Here is a 15,996-nt window from a genome sequence, read left to right on the forward strand (position 1 = left end):
CAGGCCGACCAGGCCGCTGCGCCACCTGAGCCTCCGAGGCCCCGAGGCCCCGAGGCCCCGAGGCCCCCAAAACCCATAAGGCCCAAGACTCCTACGGCTCCTACAGCCCTCCCTGATGGCGCAGTACGGCGGGCGCCGGTGACGCGCCGCTCCTAATGTGGCGATTAGTCAGCTTCACCCCCTCCCGGAGGTGCCTCCGATGTCCGTGCGTTCCGCCCTCACTCGTCTCGCCATAGCGACCGCCGGCGGCGTCCTCGCAGCCACCGCCACCGTGACGCCCGCCGTCGCCATGACGCCCGCCGTCGCGGGCGGCGCCCCGGCGGGCGACGATCCGGGCCCCAGCCGGCAGAACGCCACCATCTCCCGGGCGGAGGTCGTCGACCCGTGGGTCGCCCCCGGCGACCAGGGCGATCCCCGTCGCTACAAGGGTGTCGTCACCGCCCGCGGCGGTCTGCTGCTGCGCAGCCGGCCGGACCGCGGCGGCCAGGTCATCGGGCGGGCCGCCGAGGGCGCGATCGTCTCGATCTTCTGCAAGTACGGAGGCGAGACGGTGGACGGCAATCCGCTCTGGTATCTCCTCACGGACGGCACCTGGGCGTGGGGCGCGGCACGCTACATCGACAACATCGGGTCCGCGCCGCGCTGGTGCTGATTCCAGACAAGCCAGGTATCCCTATGTATTTGGGTAAGTTCCGGACATGACGCCAGCCGGAACCGGAACCGCCGTAGCAGCGCAGGCACCCGTCCCCGCGGCAGGCCTCCCCCGGCGCCGTGGCATCGAACTGGCCCTCATCGTCGTAGCCGTACTGCTGTCCGTGTACGGGTACTGCGCCGTCGGTCTGGCCCGGCACGGCAGCGTCCCGCCCGGTGCCGCCGGGTACGGCGCCGGACTCGGGGTGCTCGCGCTGCTCGCGCACGGGGCGGTGCGGCTGCGCGCCCCGAACGCCGATCCCCTGCTGCTGCCGATCGGCGTGCTGCTCAACGGGCTCGGGCTGGTGCTGATCTACCGTCTCGATCTGGAGACCCCGGGCGAACGGGCCGCGACGACCCAACTGGTGTGGTCCACCCTCGGCGTGACGCTGTTCATCGCCGTCGCCCTGTTCCTGCGCGACCACCGGGTGCTCCAGCGGTACGCCTACGTCTGTGTCGCCGCCGCGCTCGCCCTGCTCACGCTCCCGATCTTCTTCCCGGCCGTCAACGGCGCCCGGATCTGGATCCGGATCGCCGGATTCTCCATCCAGCCGGGCGAGTTCGCGAAGGTGCTGCTGGCGGTGTTCTTCGCCGCGTATCTGGCCGACAACCGCAACGCGCTGGCCTACGCGGGCCGCCAGGTGTGGCGGTTCCGGCGGATCCAGCTGCCCACCGGGCGGGTGCTCGGCCCGATCCTGGCCATCTGGCTGCTGAGCGTCGGCGTCCTGATCCTGGAACGCGATCTGGGCACCTCGCTCCTCTTCTTCGGCCTGTTCGTCGTCCTGCTCTACGTGGCCACCGGCCGCATCGGGTGGATCGCGGTCGGCCTGGTGCTCGCCTCGTTCGGCGCGGTCGCGGTCGGCTGGCTGGAGCCGCATGTGCACAGCAGGGTCGAGGACTGGCTGGACCCGTTCGCGACGATCGACGCGGGACTCGGCCCGAATCAACTGGCGCAGTCCCTCTTCGCCTTCGCGGCGGGCGGGATACTCGGCACCGGCCTGGGCCTCGGCCACTCCATCCTCATCGGCTTCGCCGCCAAGTCGGACTTCATCCTGGCCACGGCCGGCGAGGAACTGGGCCTGCTGGGCCTCTCCGCGATCTTCCTCCTCTACGGCCTTCTCGTGGAGCGCGGATACCGGGCGGGCCTCGCCCTGCGCGAACCGTTCGGCCGGCTGCTCGCGGTCGGTCTCGCCTCGATCGTGGCGCTCCAGGTGTTCGTGATCGCGGGCGGGGTGACGGGCCTGATCCCGCTGACCGGCATGGCGATGCCGTTCCTGGCGCAGGGCGGTTCGTCGGTGGTCACCAACTGGGCGATCGTGGCACTGCTGATCCGGGTCAGCGACTCGGCCCGCAGCCAGTACGACGGTCAGGTGGCGCCATGACGAAGTACATCCGGCACGCGGCCGTCTTCTGCGCCCTGCTGCTGGTGGCGCTGCTGGTCAACGCCGTCCGGGTGCAGCTCTTCCAGGCCGGTCCGTACGACGGCAACACGGCCAACCGGCGGACCACGATCGCGCGTTACGGCCAGCCGCGCGGCGACATCCTGGTCGACGGCCGGCCGGTCACCGGCTCCCGCGACACCCAGGAACAGCTCCGCTACGAACGCACCTACAGCGACGGCCCGTTGTACGCGCCCGTCACCGGCTTCGCCTCCCAGCAGTACGGCACGACACTGCTGGAGCACGCCGAGGACGGGGTGCTGGCGGGCACCGACCCGCTGCTCGCGCCGTTCCCGCTGTGGAGCGACCTCACCCGCGGGCTGCCTCCCGGCGGCAAGGTCGTCACCACGCTGGACCCGGCGGCGCAGCGGGCGGCGTACACGGGGCTGGCCGGACGCAAGGGCGCGGTGGCGGCGATCGAGCCCTCGACCGGGCGGATCCTGGCGCTGGTCTCCGCGCCCTCCTACGACCCGGCGGAGCTGTCGGGGAACGGTCCCGCGACGAAGGCGGCCTGGGCGCGGCTGAACAGCGATCCTGACAAGCCGATGCTCAACCGTGCCGTGCGGCAGACGTATCCGCCGGGCTCGACCTTCAAGGTGGTGACCGCGGCGGCGGCGCTGGACGCGAATGTGATCACGGACGTCGACGCGCCGACCGACTCCCCCGACCCGTACACCCTGCCCGGGACGACGACGCGGCTGACGAACGAGGGGGACGGCTGCGCGGGCGCTTCGCTGCGGGAGGCGTTCAAGTGGTCGTGCAACACGGTGTTCGCGAAGCTCGGGGTGGACGTGGGCGACGACGACATGGTGGCGACGGCGCAGGCCTTCGGCTTCAACGACGGCGAACTGAGGATCCCGTTCTCGGCGGCTACCAGCACCTTCGACACCTCGGTGGACCGGGCGCAGCTCGCGCTGTCGTCGATCGGCCAGTACAACACGCGGGCCACGCCGCTGCAGATGGCGATGGTCTCGGCGGCGGTGGCCAACGGGGGTCAGGTGCGGCCGCCGTATCTGGTGGAGCGCACCACGAGCCGCAGCGGCGGCACGGTGGCGGCCGCGGGCTCGCGCCCGGCGCGGCAGGCGATGAACCCGGCGACCGCGGTGCGGATGCGGGAGCTGATGACCGACGTGGTGAAGGACGGCACCGGGACGAACGCCGCGATCCGGGGCGCGATCGTCGGCGGCAAGACCGGCACCGCGCAGCACGGGCTCGGCAACTCCGGGACGCCGTACGCCTGGTTCGTGTCCTGGGCGCAGGGCGAGCAGGACCTGGAACCGAAGGTCGCGGTCGCGGTGGTGGTGGAGGACGCGTCGGCGAACCGGGGGGAGATCAGCGGCGGCGGGGACGCGGCGCCGATCGCGCGGGCCGTGATGCAGGCGGTGCTCGCCAGGTGAGACGGGGGTATCGGAGCCGTACAGGACCGTCCTACGTTTCACTCATGCCTGAAGCCGTAGGCACCGCTGCGTACGAACTCGCCCAGGTCAACATCGCCCGCCTCAGGTTCCCGTTGGAATCAACCGAGTTGAAGGACTTCGTCGACGCCCTCGATCCCGTGAACGCCGTCGCCGACGCGGCGGACGGCTTCGTCTGGCGGCTGCGCAGCGACTCGGGGAACGCCACGGACGTCGCCGTCTTCGGGGACGACTGGCTGATCGTCAACATGTCCGTGTGGCGCGGCACCGACGCGCTGACCGCCTTCATGTACCAGGGGCGGCACCGGGAGCTGCTGGCCCGCCGACGCGAGTGGTTCGAGCGGGTCCAGGAGGCGATGGCGACCCTGTGGTGGGTGCCCGCGGGCCACCGCCCGACGGTCGCGGAGGCGGAGGACCGGCTGCGGCATCTACGGGCGCACGGGGCGACGGCGTACGCGTTCACCCTGCGGACCTCCTTCCCGGCCGGGGACGCGGCGCCGGCCACCGGGGCGGCGCGCGCGGTCCCCGACGAGCGGGAGCGCCCGGTCCCCGACGGGCTGGAGTGCCCGGTCTAGCCCGGACCGGCCGCCCCGGGCAGCGGTTCGCGGCGGCTCAGCCACGACGCCGGTACGTCGTCGACGCCCGTGCGGGCGGCCACGATGCCGCCGGTGACGGCGCAGGTCGTGTCGACGTCGCCGAAGCCCTCGGCCGTGGTCCACAGGGCGGCGACCAGGTCGTCGGGGTGGCGGGCGGCGGACCAGACGGCGAAGGGCACGGTGTCGTCGGCCCTGATGCGCTGCCCGTTGCCGAGGAGGTCGGCGGCCTTCCAGGGCTCGGTCGCGAAGGACAGCTCGGCGGCGGCGCGCAGCCCGTCACGGACCGCGCTGTCCGGGGTCAGCGCCGCCACCTCGCCCAGGGTCAGCCGCCCCTGGGCGCTGAGCGCGGCCGCGACGGCCACGGCGACCGCGCCGGCGATGCCCTCGGGGTGCGCGTGGGTGACCTCGGCGGAGCGGGTGGCCTGCTCGACGACGCGTTCGGGGTCGGCCCGGAACCAGGCGCCCAGGGGTGCCGCGCGCATCGCCGCGCCGTTGCCGAGGCTGCCCTGGCCGTCGAAGAGTTCCCGGGTGTACTCGGGCCAGCGATCGGGCTCGCGCAGCAGGCGGGGCAGCAGCTGGTGCATGCCGTAGCCGTAGCCCCGGGCCGGATCGGCGTCGTGGCCGAGCGCGAAGCACAGGGCCAGCTCGGTCTGCCGGACCTCGCCGTACTGGTCGAGCACGCGCAGGAGGCCGAGGGCCATCGCCGTGTCGTCGGTCCAGTGCCAGTCCGGTTCCTCCGGGATGCGGCGGGCGCGGACCTCGTCGTAGGCCTGGCGCGGGTCGCGGAAGAGCGGGAACCAGCGTTCGCCGAACGCGTCGCCGAGGGCGAGGCCCTCCAGACTGCGGCGCGCGGCGGCGCTGTTCTCGTCGGCGGTCATCCGCTCGTCCCCCTGTCGATCGCCTCCCGTACTTCGGCGACCCGGTCATGCTCCTCCACGGCGAACCGCCGCGCATCCAGTTTCTCGGCGATCTCCTCGTCCTGCGCCATGAGGAGATCCAGGTTGGAATCACCCATGTCGAAGACGCCCATGTCGAGGTAGGCCTGCTGGAGGCGCTTGCCCCACAGGCCGATGTCCTTGACACAGGGGACGATGCGACTGAAGAGCAACTGCCGGAAGAGGCGCAGGAATTCGGACCGCTCGCTCAGTTCCTCCGCCTCGGCCTTCGGGATGCCGAAGTTCTCGAGCACCTCCACGCCCCGCAGCCGGTCTCGCATCAGGTAGCAGCCCTCGATGACGAACTCCTCGCGTTCGCGCAGTTCGGCGTCGCTCAGCTGCCGGTAGTAGTCCCTGAGCGCCATACGGCCGAAGGCCACGTGCCGGGCCTCGTCCTGCATGACGTACGCCAGGATCTGCTGGGGCAGGGGCTTGTTCGTCGTGTCGCGGATCATCCCGAAGGCGGCGAGGGCCAGGCCCTCGATGAGGACCTGCATGCCGAGGTACGGCATGTCCCAGCGGCTGTCGCGCAGCGTGTCACCGAGGAGCGAGCGCAGGTTGTCGTTGATCGGGTAGACCATGCCGAGCTTCTCGTGCAGGAAGCGGGCGTAGATCTCGGCGTGCCGGGCCTCGTCCATCGTCTGGGTCGCGGAGTAGAACTTCGCGTCCAGGTCGGGGACCGACTCCACGATCCGGGCCGCGCAGACCATGGCGCCCTGCTCGCCGTGCAGGAACTGGCTGAACTGCCAGGACGCGAAGTGCCGGCGCAGGTCGCCCTTGTCCCGGTCGGTCATCTTCGCCCAGTACGGGGTGCCGTACAGGGTCATCGCCTCTTCCGGGGTGCCGAGCGGGTCGTACGGATCGACCTCCAGATCCCAGTCGATCCGCTTCTGCCCGTCCCACTGTTTGTCCTTGCCCTTCTGGTACAGGGCGAGCAGGCGGTCGCGGCCGTCGTCGTACTCCCAGCTGAAACGGGCCGCGCCGCCGGCCGGCACCTGCCAGAGAGGGTCTCCCGGGTCCTTGGCATAGAGCTCGTAGGTCGGCATACCTCGCAGGCTCACACGTAGACGCCGAGTCAACAAGTCGTGTGCAGGGGATTGACGGTCTTGCTGACAAGCAGTCTCATAAGTGCCGTACACGCGATCCCTGGCAACGAGGTGGAACAGCCATGACGACCGTGACGGAAGCCGATGCGCTGGACGGACTGCGCGACGCGCTCGGGCTCCTCAAGGACCGCGAGCAGGTGGCCGAGCGACTGCTCGCCTCGTCCGCCAAGCACTCCTTCGACCCGGACCGGGAACTCGACTGGGAGGCACCCTTCGAGGAGGGCAAGTGGTTCTGGCCACCGGAGCTGCTGTCCCTGTACGACACGCCGATGTGGAAGCGGATGAGCGAGGAGCAGCGGCTGCTGCTCTCCCGGCACGAGGCCGCCGCGCTCGCCTCGCTCGGCATCTGGTTCGAGCTCATCCTCATGCAGCTGCTGGTGCGGCACATCTACGACAAGGCCGCGACGAGCGCGCACGTGCGGTACGCGCTGACCGAGATCGAGGACGAGTGCCGCCACTCGAAGATGTTCGCGCGGCTGATCGAGCGGGGCGACACGCCCTGGTACCCGGTGAGCCGGGCGCACCAGCAGCTCGGGCGGGTGTTCAAGACGATCTCCACCACGCCCGGTTCGTTCACGGCGACGCTGCTCGGCGAGGAGGTCCTCGACTGGATGCAGCGACTGACCTTCCCGGACGAGCGGGTGCAGCCGCTGGTCCGGGGCGTGACGCGGATCCACGTGGTGGAGGAGGCGCGGCACGTGCGGTACGCCCGTGAGGAGCTGCGCCGGCAGATGGTGACCGCGCCGAAGTGGTCCCAGGAGTTCACCCGGGTCACCTCCGGTGAGTTCGCGCGGGTGTTCTCGATCGCCTTCGTCAATCCCGAGGTCTACCCGAATGTGGGGCTGGACCGGCGGGAGGCGGTGGCGCAGGTGAAGGCCAGCGGGCACCGGCGGGAGATCATGCAGACGGGGGCGAAGCGGCTGACGGACTTCCTGGACGACATCGGGGTCATGCGGGGCGTGGGTCGCCGGCTGTGGAAGTCCTCGGGGCTGCTGGCGTAGGGACGGCCGACGAGCGGGCGGGCGCGGCGGGCATGCGGGGCGACCGGTGGGCGGGCGATGACCGATGGGCCTGCGGCGACCGGTCGAAGGGCGACAGCCGATGGGCCGGCCGGGGAGCGATTACCCTGCCGGTCATGAGCTCCTCCGCCCCCACCCCCGCCTATCGCCGCCTGAGCGTCGAGGAGCGTCGCAGCCAGCTGCTCGAAGCCGCGCTGTCGCTCTTCGCGCACCGGGCGCCGGAGGAGGTGTCGCTGGACGACGTGGCGGAGGCGGCCGGGGTCTCCCGCCCGCTGGTGTACCGGTACTTCCCGGGCGGCAAGCAGCAGCTCTACGAGGCAGCCCTCAGATCCGCGGCCGACGAGCTGCGGCTCTGCTTCGACGAGCCCCGGCAGGGCCCGCTCCTGCCCCGGCTGGCCCGCGCCCTGGACCGGTACCTCACCTTCGTCGACCAGCACGACGCCGGGTTCAGCGCGCTGCTCCAGGGCGGGAGCGTGGTGGAGACGTCCCGCACCACCGCCATCGTGGACGGGGTGCGCCGGGCGGCCGCCGAGCACATCCTCAGCCACCTCGGCGTCACGGACCCGGGGCCCCGGCTGCGGATGACCGTCCGGATGTGGATCACCGCGGTGGAGGCGGCCTCGCTCATCTGGCTCGACGAGGAGAAGGAGCCGCCGGCGGACGAGCTGCGGGACTGGCTCGTGGAGCAGTTCATCGCCGTCCTGGCGGTCACGGCCCGGCGGGATCCGCAGACCGACGCGCTCGTGCGCGCCGTCCTCGTGACGGATGGCTGACACTGGTGGCGTGAAGAGCCAAGACACCCCCTTCGAGGGCGGCCCCATGGACGGACGGGTACTGCCCGTCCTGCTCGGGCCCACCGGGCATCCGCCCAAGACGTACCGCATCCCCGTGCCGGACGCGGCCGGCGGACCCCCCACCGTGCTGGTCTACCGGCGGGTGCCCCGGGGGCAGAGCAAGCGGCTCGGGCTCCAGCAGGGGTGGAAGTACGAGTTCGACCCCGAGGGGAAGAAGGCCGGCCGCCTGAAGTGGCCGTGGTCCAAACCGGACGCGCAACCTGACGCCGGGCCGGACGCCGGGCCGAAGTCCTGACCGGACCGGAGGCGACGCCGGGCGAAGAGCTCACCGGGCGCCGGGCGAAGAGCTCACCGGGCACCGGGCCGAAGACCTGACCGGACCGGGCTCCGGGCCGAAGACCTGACCGGACGCGACGCGGGCGAAAGCCTGGCCGACGGCCGAACCAGGGGCCGGGCCGGCGCCCGGTCCAGAGGGCTGCAGCGGGGGGCCGAACCGGGGGCCGCGCCGGTAGGACGAGCCGAACTCCCGCCCGGACACCGATCCAGACGCCACGCCGGGCGGCAAGCCGGAGGACACGCACGAGTGACCCCGTTGCGCCGGTCCGCCCACGCTCCGCGCGCGGACCGCGCGGGCGCGTCTGATGCTCGCGATGCGGAGGTGAGCGGACGGGCCGCCCGCCCCGCGTCGGAGGTGATGACGTGTCAGGAAGGCTTCTGCGTCTGGTCTGTACGGCGGCGGTGGTCGCGCAGCTCGCCCTCGCGCCCGGGGCCGCGGCCGCCCCGGAGCCCGGGGAGCAGCCCACCGCACAGTCCGGGGAGCAGCCCGCCGCGCAGTCCGGGGAGCAGCCCGCCCCGACGCCCGGGGGGCAGCCCGCCGCACAGTCCGGGGAGCGGCCCCTCGCGGATCTGCTGACGGACCTTCAGCAGCTGTACCGGCAGGCCGAACAGGCCACCGAGACCTACAACGCCACCGAGGAGCAGCTGAAGCGGCAGCGCGCGGAGGTCGCCCGGCTCGACACGGAACTGGGCCAGGCGCGGCGGTCGCTGCGCGAGAGCAAGGGCGCCGCGGGCCGGCTGGCCCGTCAGCAGTACCAGGGCAGCACCGACATCTCGCCCTACGTCCGCCTCCTCCTCGCCCGCGACCCGGAGCACGCGCTCGACGAAGGGCATGTGATCGGGCAGCTGGCGCAGGAGCGGGCCGAGACGGTGGGCCGGCTGACCGGGAGCGAGCGCAGAAGCCACGAGCTGGCCGGCCGGGCCCGTACCGCGCTCGACCGGCAACTCGTCCTCGCCGAGCGGCGCAAGAAGGAGCGGGACGACGTCCACAGCCGCCTCACGGCCGTCGAGCGACTGCTCGCCTCGCTCAGCACGGACCAGCTGACCGCGCTGGCCGAGCTCGAGCGCAACGGGATCGCGAAGGCGCAGGACACCCTCATGACCTCCGGCGCGCTCAGCGGCGGGCGGAAGCCGACACGGGAGGGCGAGGAGGCCGTGCGCTACGCCGTGCGGCAGCTCGGGAAGCCGTACGAGTGGGGCGCGGAGGGCCCGATGTCGTACGACTGCTCGGGGCTGACCTCACAGGCCTGGGGGGACGCCGGTACGGCCATCCCCCGCACCAGCCAGGAGCAGTGGGCGCGGCTCCCCCGCATCCCGCTCGCCGAGCTGCGCCCCGGTGACCTCGTCGTGTACTTCCCCGAGGCCACGCATGTGGCGATGTACCTCGGTGACGGGTTGGTGGTCCAGGCGCCCCGGCCCGGCGCCAAGGTGAAGGTCTCCCCGATCGCGGCCAACCCGGTCCTGGGCGCCGTACGCCCGGACCCCGACGGCCGGCCGCTGCGGCGCTACACGCCGCCGAGACTGCCCGCCCACGCCCTGGACGGCACGGACGAGGGCTACGCGCCCGCGGCGGCCCCACAGACGTCCGTCTTGTAGATCAGGCCAGGTCCTGCGTCAGGTCGGGGCTTCCCGGCCCGACACCGGACCCGAAAACCCGGACCTTCACAGACCCGCACTCCACAGACCCGACTCCAGCCGGGGGCCTCGCGACACCAGACACCAAGCATCAAGCGCCAAGCACCGAGCACCGAGCACCGAGCACCGAGCACCGAGCACCACCGAAGTCCCCGGACGAAGCCGACGACCAGTTACGCGCCGGCGGGCACCCCGGCGACCTCCGCCAGGTACGCGCCCGTCTTCTCGGGCTCGTAGAAGAAGTCCTCCAGGTCGGAGGGGTCGTTGAAGGCGTTGGCGAAGCGGTCCGCCACCGGGGGGAGTTGGCCGGCGGCGCCGATGAGGTTCAGGACGTGCTCCGGCGGCGGGGCCAGCATGGCGTTGGTCCACTTGGTGACGTGCTGGGCGGTGTTCCAGTAGCGGTCGAAGGTCGACTGCATCCAGCTCTCGTCGAACGGCTTCTCCTCGTGTTCGAGGATCGCCGCGAGGTACGCGGCCGCGCACTTGGACGCCGAGTTGGAGCCCTGGCCGGTGATCGGGTCGTTGGCGACGACCACGTCGGCGACGCCCAGCACCAGGCCGCCACCGGGGAGGCGGCCGATCGGGTTGCGGACGGTCGGGGCGTACCGGCCGGAGAGTGTGCCGCCCGCGTCCGTGAGCTCGACGTCGGTGGTCCGCGCGTACTCCCAGGGCGTGAACTTCTCCATGAGCCGCAAGGTCAGGGCTAGGTGCTCGGCCGGGTCCTTGACGCCGCCGAAGGCGTCGAGCGGGCCGCCGGGTATGCCCTCCCAGAACAGGATGTCCGCGCGGCCGGAGGTGGTCAGCGTCGGCATCACGAACAGCTCGCCGACGCCCGGGACCAGGTTGCAGCGGACCGCGTCGAACTCCGGGTGCTCCGGGCGCGGCGCCAGGCCGTGGACGTACGACACGGCCAGGGCGCGCTGCGGCTCGCCGTACGGGGAACGGGAGGCGTCCCGGCCGAACATCGACACCAGCTCGCCCTTGCCCGCCGAGACGAGGACCAGGTCGTACGTACGGGAGAAGTAGTCGAGGTCGCCGACCGCCGCGCCGTGGATGACCAGCTGGCCGCCGCGCTGCGCGAACGTCTCCATCCAGCCGGCCATCTTCACCCGCTGGTCGACCGACTGCGCGTAGCCGTCGAGCCTGCCCACCCAGTCGATCACGCGCTGCGAGGGACCCGGGTCGAAGGAGCCGGGAGCCGCGACCGAGATACCGAGCCCCTCGATCTTCGGGGCCTGGGACTCCCAGAAGTTCAGCTGGAGATCGCGCTCGTGCTGGAGTGCCGTGTCGAACATGCACTGGGTCGACATGACGCGGCCGGAGCGGATCTCGTCCGCCGTCCGGTTCGACATCAGGGTGACCTCGTACCCGTGCGACTGGAGGCCGAGGGCGAGCTGGAGACCGGACTGGCCGGCTCCGACGACGAGTATCTTCCGCATGCGGGTGATGGCTCCTAAATCGCGACTACTCAGGGGTTTCGTCGAGCGCGTGGCCCACGAGGGACAGAAGGGTCTCGATCACCGAGATCCGGCGGCGCGCATCCATGATCATTACAGGTATGTGCGCGGGGATCGTCAGGGCCTCCCGCACGTCCTCCGGCTCGAACCGCTCGCTCTCGTCGAAGTGGTTGACCGCGACGACGTACGGCAGCCCGCAGCTCTCGAAGTAGTCCAGCGCCGGGAAGCAGTCCTTCAGGCGGCGGGTGTCGGCCAGCACGACCGCACCGATCGCCCCGCGCACCAGGTCGTCCCACATGAACCAGAACCGCTGCTGGCCCGGCGTGCCGAACAGGTAGAGCACCAAATCGTCGTCGAGCGTGATGCGGCCGAAGTCCATGGCCACGGTGGTGGTCAGCTTGCCGGGCGTGTCGGTGAGGTCGTCGGTCTCCTCGCTCGCCTCGGTCATCAGCGCCTCCGTCTGGAGGGGCGTGATCTCCGAGACCGCCGTGACCAGCGTGGTCTTGCCCACGCCGAACCCGCCCGCGACCACGATCTTCGTGGCGATCGGAGCGCGGGTGCGGTCCGTCTGCCACGGCTGCAACGGCCCGTCGGGCTCGACCGACGGGGAGACGCCCGCAGCGGCGGCGTCAGAGACGACGGAGTCCACTCAGCACCCTTTCCAGCAGAGCGCGGTCCGGCCGGCCCACGCCGTGGCCGGTACCGGTTCCGTACACGCGGATCTTTCCCTGGTCCGCCAGGTCGCTCAGCAGCACGCGGACCACACCGAGCGGCATCTTCAGCAGCGCGGCGATCTCGGCCACCGTGCGCATACGGCGGCACAGTTCGACGATGGCCCGCATCTCCGGCATGACCCGGGTGCTGAGGGAACCATTCGTCAGTTCCTTGCGCTCCTCCGCCGCCTCGATCGCGGCGGTGGCCGCCACGAACGTCTCGACGAGGAGGACGTGCCCGAAGCGCGTACGGCCGCCCGTGAGGGAGTAGGGGCGGACGCGGGCGGCCTTGCGGTCGCCGCCGCGCACCGGAAGGTGCGGCCTGGAGTTCCCGGGCGCGGTGCTCATCGGGCGCTCCCCGCCGACTCGGTCTCCAGGGACTTCCGCAGTTCGTTGCGGAGTTCGGGGGTCAGCACATGGCCGGCGCGGCCGACGAACAGCGCCATGTGGTACGCCACGACGCTCATGTCGCAGTCCGCGGCGCCGTGGACACCGAGCAGCGAGCCGTCGCTGATCGACATCACGAACAGGCTGCCCTCCTCCATGGCGACCATGGTGTGCCTGACCCCGCCGAACGTCATCAGCTTGGCGGCGCCGACGGTGAGGCTGCCGATGCCGGAGACGATGGTGGCGAGGTCCGCGGAGGAGCCGCGTGGGCCGGTGGGTTTGTCGTCGCGGGCGGCGCGGGCCTCGGCGGTGTGGCCGGGGTCGGAGGACAGCAGGAGCAGACCGTCCGACGAGACCACCGCGACCGACTGGATGCCTGGCACCTCCTCCACGAGGTTCGTCAGCAGCCAGTGCAGGTTACGAGCTTCACTGCTGAGGCCGAAGGTACTGGGCGCGGTCAACTGCTTGCCTCCTCGACTGTGCCCCCCGTGGCTTCTTCGCCTTGTGCGGGTCGTGCCGTTCCGGTGGCCGGAACGTGGTTCTGGGCCGTCTGTTCGGCGATCTCCTCTGCCACGTCACGGTGTCCAGCCTCTGCCCCTCGGCGGAAGCCACCGAGGCGGCGACGCAGTGCCTCGGCATCGACGGATCCGGTGCGCTGGCGTGGTGTCTGGGCGGGTGCGGAGATCTTCGGGGTGCGCTTGGGCAGCCCCTTGCTGGTGACGGGGTCGTCGCCCTCGTCGGGGGTGCGCTCGTGGGCGTCCGGCCCGATCGCGTAGGGATCGGCGACGGGGCGGGCCTGCGCGACGGGCGCCACCGGCTGCGCCGGTGCCTCGGGCACTTCGGGCGCCTCCGGCGTGGACCGCTCGGGTGCCGGGGCCGTTTCGGCCGCGGGTACCGGAGTCAGCACCATGGTGGTCTCGGCGGGCGTCTCGGGAGGCGCGACGGAACCTCGCTGCGGCGGAACGGACAGCGGCGCCCGCGGCACGTCCGGCGACGGTGCGTCCGCCTCCGGTGTGCCCGCGCCGGGTACGTCCCGCTCCGTCATGTCCGGCCGCGGTACGTCCGTTTCGGCGTCCGAGGAGTCCCGTACCGCCTTCTCCGCCAGGGCCACCAGCGGGTCGTCGCCGGCCGAACGGCCGCGCAGGACGTTGGAGTTGGCCTCCGCGTCGGCGCCCGGCAGGCTGTAGGCCTGTGGGCCGCCGGCCGACGGTTCGGCCGACGGGACGGCGGACGGCGGGGCCGCCGCGAGCAGGTTCTGCGGGAGGACGACGACGGCCGCGATGCCGCCCTGCTTCTGCTCCCGCAGCTGTACCCGCACGCCGTGCCGGTGGGCCAGGCGGGCCACGACGTACAGGCCGAGCCCGAGACCCTCCGCGCCCTCCTGGTCGTAGGGGGACGCGGGGTCGAAGTCGGCGAGGCGAGCGTTGAGCCGGGTCAGCCGCTCGTCGGTCGTGCCGATGCCCTCGTCCTGGACGGAGAGCATGACCTCGCCGTTCTCCAGGAGCCAGGCGGAGACCTCGACGGGCACGTCGGGCGGGGAGAACGAGCTGGCGTTCTCCATGAGCTCGGCCAGCAGGTGCGAGAGGTCGTCGGCGGCGAAGCCGGCGATGTGCGCGTGCGGCGGCAGTGCGGCGATGCGGACGCGTTCGTAGCGTTCGATCTCGCTGACCGCCGCGCGTACGACGTCGACGAGCGGTACGGGGCCGGCGTGCTGCTGGACGTGCTCGGTGCCGGCCAGCACGAGGAGGTTCTCGCTGTGCCGGCGCATGACCGTGGCGAAGTGGTCGAGCTTGAAGAGGGTCGCCAGGCGGTCGGGGTCCTGCTCGCGCTCCTCCAGGCCCTCGATCACGGCGAGTTGCCGCTCGACCAGGCCGAGGGTGCGCAGCGCGAGGTTGACGAAGGTGCCGCCGATGCTGGTGCGCAGCCGCTCCAGCTGGGCGGCGGACTCGGTGAGATCGGCGCGCAGTTCCTCGCGGGCGTCGGCCATCTTCTGGCGCTGGCCGACGAGGTGCTTGCGGTCGGCTTCCAGGGTGGCGACGCGCTCGTGGAGGGCGGCGGCGTGCGCGTGCAGGGCGTTGACCGAGCGGACGACCTGGGCGAACTCGTCGTTGCGGCCGGTGAACTTGACGGGTTCCTCGGCGGCGGGGTTCTCGGCGTCCGCCAGCCGGGCCGAACCGCGCCGCAGCACGGAGAGCGGCCGGGTGAGGGAGCGGGCCATGGCGGTCGCGATGCCGATGGCGAGCAGCAGCAGGGCGCCCAGGGCGGCGACGCGGATCTCCAGCGCGGTGACGTCGTCGTCGCGCAGCTGGGCGAGGTCCTTGGCACGGTGCTCGTAGAGCGAGGACTCCGCGCCGCGCATCAGCTCGACGCGGGCGGTGAGGGCCGCGTCGAGCTTCTTGGCGCTGGTGGCGAGTTCACCGTCGGACAGCTTCGGCTGGTCGGTGAGCCGGGCGAGGTACTTGACCGCGGTGTCGACCTCGGGGCCGGTGACCGTGGAGTCGTAGGACGTGACGGCCGACTCGGGCGCGGAGTCGCGGAAGTCGAGGAGGGCCGCGTCGGAGCGCAGCCGGGCCTGCTGGGCGGCGGCCGTGAGGGCGTCGCGCTGCTCGGTGTCGGCGTCGGACGAGACGGGGACCGTGATCGGCAGGCCGGTGGTGGGGCTGAGGACCGTCTCGGTCTCCGTCGGCACGCTGAGCGCGGCGAGCAGCAGCCCGCGGGCGGCCGCGGCCTGCTGGACGGCGGAGTCGAGTTCGGCGAGGGCGTACGCGCCGGAGCCCGCGCGGACCGGCATCTGCTCGGCCAGCCGCTCGGCGAGCCGGTGGAGTTCGGTGATGGCGGCGGAGTAGGCCCGGTGTGTCTCGAGAGCACTGCTCTTGCCGGTGAGCGCCGCTCTGCGCACGGCCGCGACCTCGTCGAGGTCCGCCCGCAGCGCGTCGGGTGCGTCGGGGTCGGCGCGCAGATCCTCCGCCAGCCGGTCGACCCGGGCGCTGCGCTGCTCCGCGGGCGCCTTGGACTTGGGCCGGCCCGCCGCGACGTAGGAGGTGACCTCGTCCCGCTCGTCGGCGAGCGAGTGGGCCAGCACCAGCGCGTCCTGGGTCTGCCCGGTGAGTGTCACCAGATCCTGGGAGTCACCGACCTGCCCGGAGGCGGTCAGCAACGACGGGGCTCCCGCGCCGGCGATGGCGGCGGCCACCACGGCTACGGCGACGATGAGCCGGTTGCGTACGTGGGTGGGACGGCCCCTGCCGACGGAGGTGCTCTGCGCGCCCCCTTCGGAGGCCGACTTCTTTCCTGCGCGCCGAGGCCGCGTCTTCTGCACCGGTGCTCGCATTCCTGACTCGTGTACTCATGGGCCCGGATGACGTTCCGTCAATCGGCTCGTACAGCCTCCCCCGAGCTCTCGGCTTCGCCCGAGCCAGGGGGCACCCCCACCGGCTCTCGACCCTCCCAGTGCCGGTGGGCAGCGGTCCCGCA

General features: G+C 72.1%; 15 protein-coding genes. 8 read left to right on the forward strand and 7 right to left on the reverse strand.

The features are described 5' to 3' along the window. The first annotated feature begins 199 nt into the window (after positions 1 to 199). The 4 genes from ACFV0T_RS09360 to ACFV0T_RS09375 are packed head-to-tail and all read left to right on the forward strand — an operon-like array spanning position 200 to position 4,119. A complete protein-coding gene (locus tag ACFV0T_RS09360; protein WP_385776206.1) occupies positions 200 to 652 on the forward strand; it encodes an SH3 domain-containing protein in 453 nt (150 codons plus the stop codon). A 46-nt stretch (positions 653 to 698) separates the two neighbouring features. Beyond that, positions 699 to 2,072 carry an FtsW/RodA/SpoVE family cell cycle protein gene (locus tag ACFV0T_RS09365; RefSeq protein WP_385776208.1) on the forward strand — a complete coding sequence of 458 codons (1,374 nt, stop codon included), beginning with the start codon at positions 699 to 701 and terminating at the stop codon, positions 2,070 to 2,072. After that, positions 2,069 to 3,526 carry a penicillin-binding transpeptidase domain-containing protein gene (locus ACFV0T_RS09370; RefSeq protein ID WP_385776210.1) on the forward strand — a complete coding sequence of 486 codons (1,458 nt, stop codon included), beginning with the start codon at positions 2,069 to 2,071 and terminating at the stop codon, positions 3,524 to 3,526. Before ACFV0T_RS09365 ends, ACFV0T_RS09370 begins: the two co-directional genes overlap by 4 nt. Positions 3,527 to 3,570: 44 nt before the next feature. After that, on the forward strand, positions 3,571 to 4,119 hold the full coding sequence (locus ACFV0T_RS09375) for a DUF3291 domain-containing protein (protein WP_385776212.1): 549 nt from the start codon (positions 3,571 to 3,573) through the stop codon (positions 4,117 to 4,119). Here ACFV0T_RS09375 and ACFV0T_RS09380 read toward each other — a convergent pair. Together ACFV0T_RS09380 and ACFV0T_RS09385 are read right to left on the reverse strand one after the other, a co-directional pair. Next, complete coding sequence (locus tag ACFV0T_RS09380) at positions 4,116 to 5,018, reverse strand: ADP-ribosylglycohydrolase family protein (protein ID WP_385776214.1); 903 nt, start codon at positions 5,016 to 5,018, stop codon at positions 4,116 to 4,118. The two genes, ACFV0T_RS09375 and ACFV0T_RS09380, sit on opposite strands and share 4 nt — an antisense overlap. Continuing rightward, positions 5,015 to 6,121, reverse strand: coding sequence for a ferritin-like domain-containing protein (locus ACFV0T_RS09385; protein WP_385776216.1), 1,107 nt, complete (start codon positions 6,119 to 6,121; stop codon positions 5,015 to 5,017). Before ACFV0T_RS09385 ends, ACFV0T_RS09380 begins: the two co-directional genes overlap by 4 nt. A gap of 122 nt (positions 6,122 to 6,243) precedes the next feature. Between ACFV0T_RS09385 and ACFV0T_RS09390 the strand changes: the two genes are divergently transcribed. The 4 genes from ACFV0T_RS09390 to ACFV0T_RS09405 all read left to right on the forward strand — a co-directional run bounded on the left by ACFV0T_RS09390 (position 6,244) and on the right by ACFV0T_RS09405 (position 9,926). Beyond that, positions 6,244 to 7,182 carry a diiron oxygenase gene (locus ACFV0T_RS09390; RefSeq protein WP_385776219.1) on the forward strand — a complete coding sequence of 313 codons (939 nt, stop codon included), beginning with the start codon at positions 6,244 to 6,246 and terminating at the stop codon, positions 7,180 to 7,182. Between the two features lie 134 nt (positions 7,183 to 7,316). Continuing rightward, entirely contained in the window at positions 7,317 to 7,973 is a 657-nt protein-coding gene (locus tag ACFV0T_RS09395; RefSeq protein WP_385776221.1) for a TetR/AcrR family transcriptional regulator, read from the forward strand. Next, on the forward strand, positions 7,966 to 8,289 hold the full coding sequence (locus ACFV0T_RS09400; protein WP_385776223.1) for a hypothetical protein: 324 nt from the start codon (positions 7,966 to 7,968) through the stop codon (positions 8,287 to 8,289). The genes ACFV0T_RS09395 and ACFV0T_RS09400 overlap by 8 nt, the downstream gene beginning before the upstream one ends. A 404-nt stretch (positions 8,290 to 8,693) precedes the next feature. Further along, on the forward strand, positions 8,694 to 9,926 hold the full coding sequence (locus ACFV0T_RS09405; protein ID WP_385776225.1) for an NlpC/P60 family protein: 1,233 nt from the start codon (positions 8,694 to 8,696) through the stop codon (positions 9,924 to 9,926). Positions 9,927 to 10,138: 212 nt separating this feature from the next. On the opposite strand, the gene ACFV0T_RS09410 is transcribed toward ACFV0T_RS09405, so the two are convergent. From ACFV0T_RS09410 to ACFV0T_RS09430, 5 genes are read right to left on the reverse strand one after another with little or no spacing between them, the layout of a single operon-like run. Further along, complete coding sequence (locus tag ACFV0T_RS09410; RefSeq protein WP_385776227.1) at positions 10,139 to 11,404, reverse strand: styrene monooxygenase/indole monooxygenase family protein; 1,266 nt, start codon at positions 11,402 to 11,404, stop codon at positions 10,139 to 10,141. Between the two features lie 25 nt (positions 11,405 to 11,429). After that, entirely contained in the window at positions 11,430 to 12,071 is a 642-nt protein-coding gene (locus ACFV0T_RS09415) for an ATP/GTP-binding protein (protein ID WP_385776229.1), read from the reverse strand. Beyond that, positions 12,052 to 12,483 (reverse strand): DUF742 domain-containing protein, encoded by a 432-nt coding sequence (locus ACFV0T_RS09420; protein ID WP_385776231.1) that lies wholly within the window; start codon positions 12,481 to 12,483, stop codon positions 12,052 to 12,054. The genes ACFV0T_RS09415 and ACFV0T_RS09420 overlap by 20 nt, the downstream gene beginning before the upstream one ends. Next, a complete protein-coding gene (locus ACFV0T_RS09425) occupies positions 12,480 to 12,983 on the reverse strand; it encodes a roadblock/LC7 domain-containing protein (RefSeq protein WP_385776233.1) in 504 nt (167 codons plus the stop codon). The genes ACFV0T_RS09420 and ACFV0T_RS09425 overlap by 4 nt, the downstream gene beginning before the upstream one ends. Further along, positions 12,980 to 15,841 (reverse strand): nitrate- and nitrite sensing domain-containing protein, encoded by a 2,862-nt coding sequence (locus ACFV0T_RS09430; protein ID WP_385776235.1) that lies wholly within the window; start codon positions 15,839 to 15,841, stop codon positions 12,980 to 12,982. Before ACFV0T_RS09430 ends, ACFV0T_RS09425 begins: the two co-directional genes overlap by 4 nt. Between the last annotated feature and the right edge of the window lie 155 nt (positions 15,842 to 15,996).

Origin of the sequence: Streptomyces sp. NPDC059582 (assembly GCF_042735715.1) — a bacterium.
Classification (GTDB): Bacteria; Actinomycetota; Actinomycetes; order Streptomycetales; family Streptomycetaceae; genus Streptomyces.

Excerpts from the sequence above, each read along its gene's own strand:
- ACFV0T_RS09360 (WP_385776206.1), top strand. The coding sequence starts at position 200 with ATGTCCGTGCGTTCCGCCCTCACTCGTCTCGCCATAGCGACCGCCGGC.
- ACFV0T_RS09365 (WP_385776208.1), top strand. The coding sequence starts at position 699 with ATGACGCCAGCCGGAACCGGAACCGCCGTAGCAGCGCAGGCACCCGTC.
- ACFV0T_RS09370 (WP_385776210.1), top strand. The coding sequence starts at position 2,069 with ATGACGAAGTACATCCGGCACGCGGCCGTCTTCTGCGCCCTGCTGCTG.
- ACFV0T_RS09375 (WP_385776212.1), top strand. The coding sequence starts at position 3,571 with ATGCCTGAAGCCGTAGGCACCGCTGCGTACGAACTCGCCCAGGTCAAC.
- ACFV0T_RS09380 (WP_385776214.1), bottom strand. The coding sequence starts at position 5,018 with ATGACCGCCGACGAGAACAGCGCCGCCGCGCGCCGCAGTCTGGAGGGC.
- ACFV0T_RS09385 (WP_385776216.1), bottom strand. The coding sequence starts at position 6,121 with ATGCCGACCTACGAGCTCTATGCCAAGGACCCGGGAGACCCTCTCTGG.
- ACFV0T_RS09390 (WP_385776219.1), top strand. The coding sequence starts at position 6,244 with ATGACGACCGTGACGGAAGCCGATGCGCTGGACGGACTGCGCGACGCG.
- ACFV0T_RS09395 (WP_385776221.1), top strand. The coding sequence starts at position 7,317 with ATGAGCTCCTCCGCCCCCACCCCCGCCTATCGCCGCCTGAGCGTCGAG.
- ACFV0T_RS09400 (WP_385776223.1), top strand. The coding sequence starts at position 7,966 with ATGGCTGACACTGGTGGCGTGAAGAGCCAAGACACCCCCTTCGAGGGC.
- ACFV0T_RS09410 (WP_385776227.1), bottom strand. The coding sequence starts at position 11,404 with ATGCGGAAGATACTCGTCGTCGGAGCCGGCCAGTCCGGTCTCCAGCTC.
- ACFV0T_RS09420 (WP_385776231.1), bottom strand. The coding sequence starts at position 12,483 with ATGAGCACCGCGCCCGGGAACTCCAGGCCGCACCTTCCGGTGCGCGGC.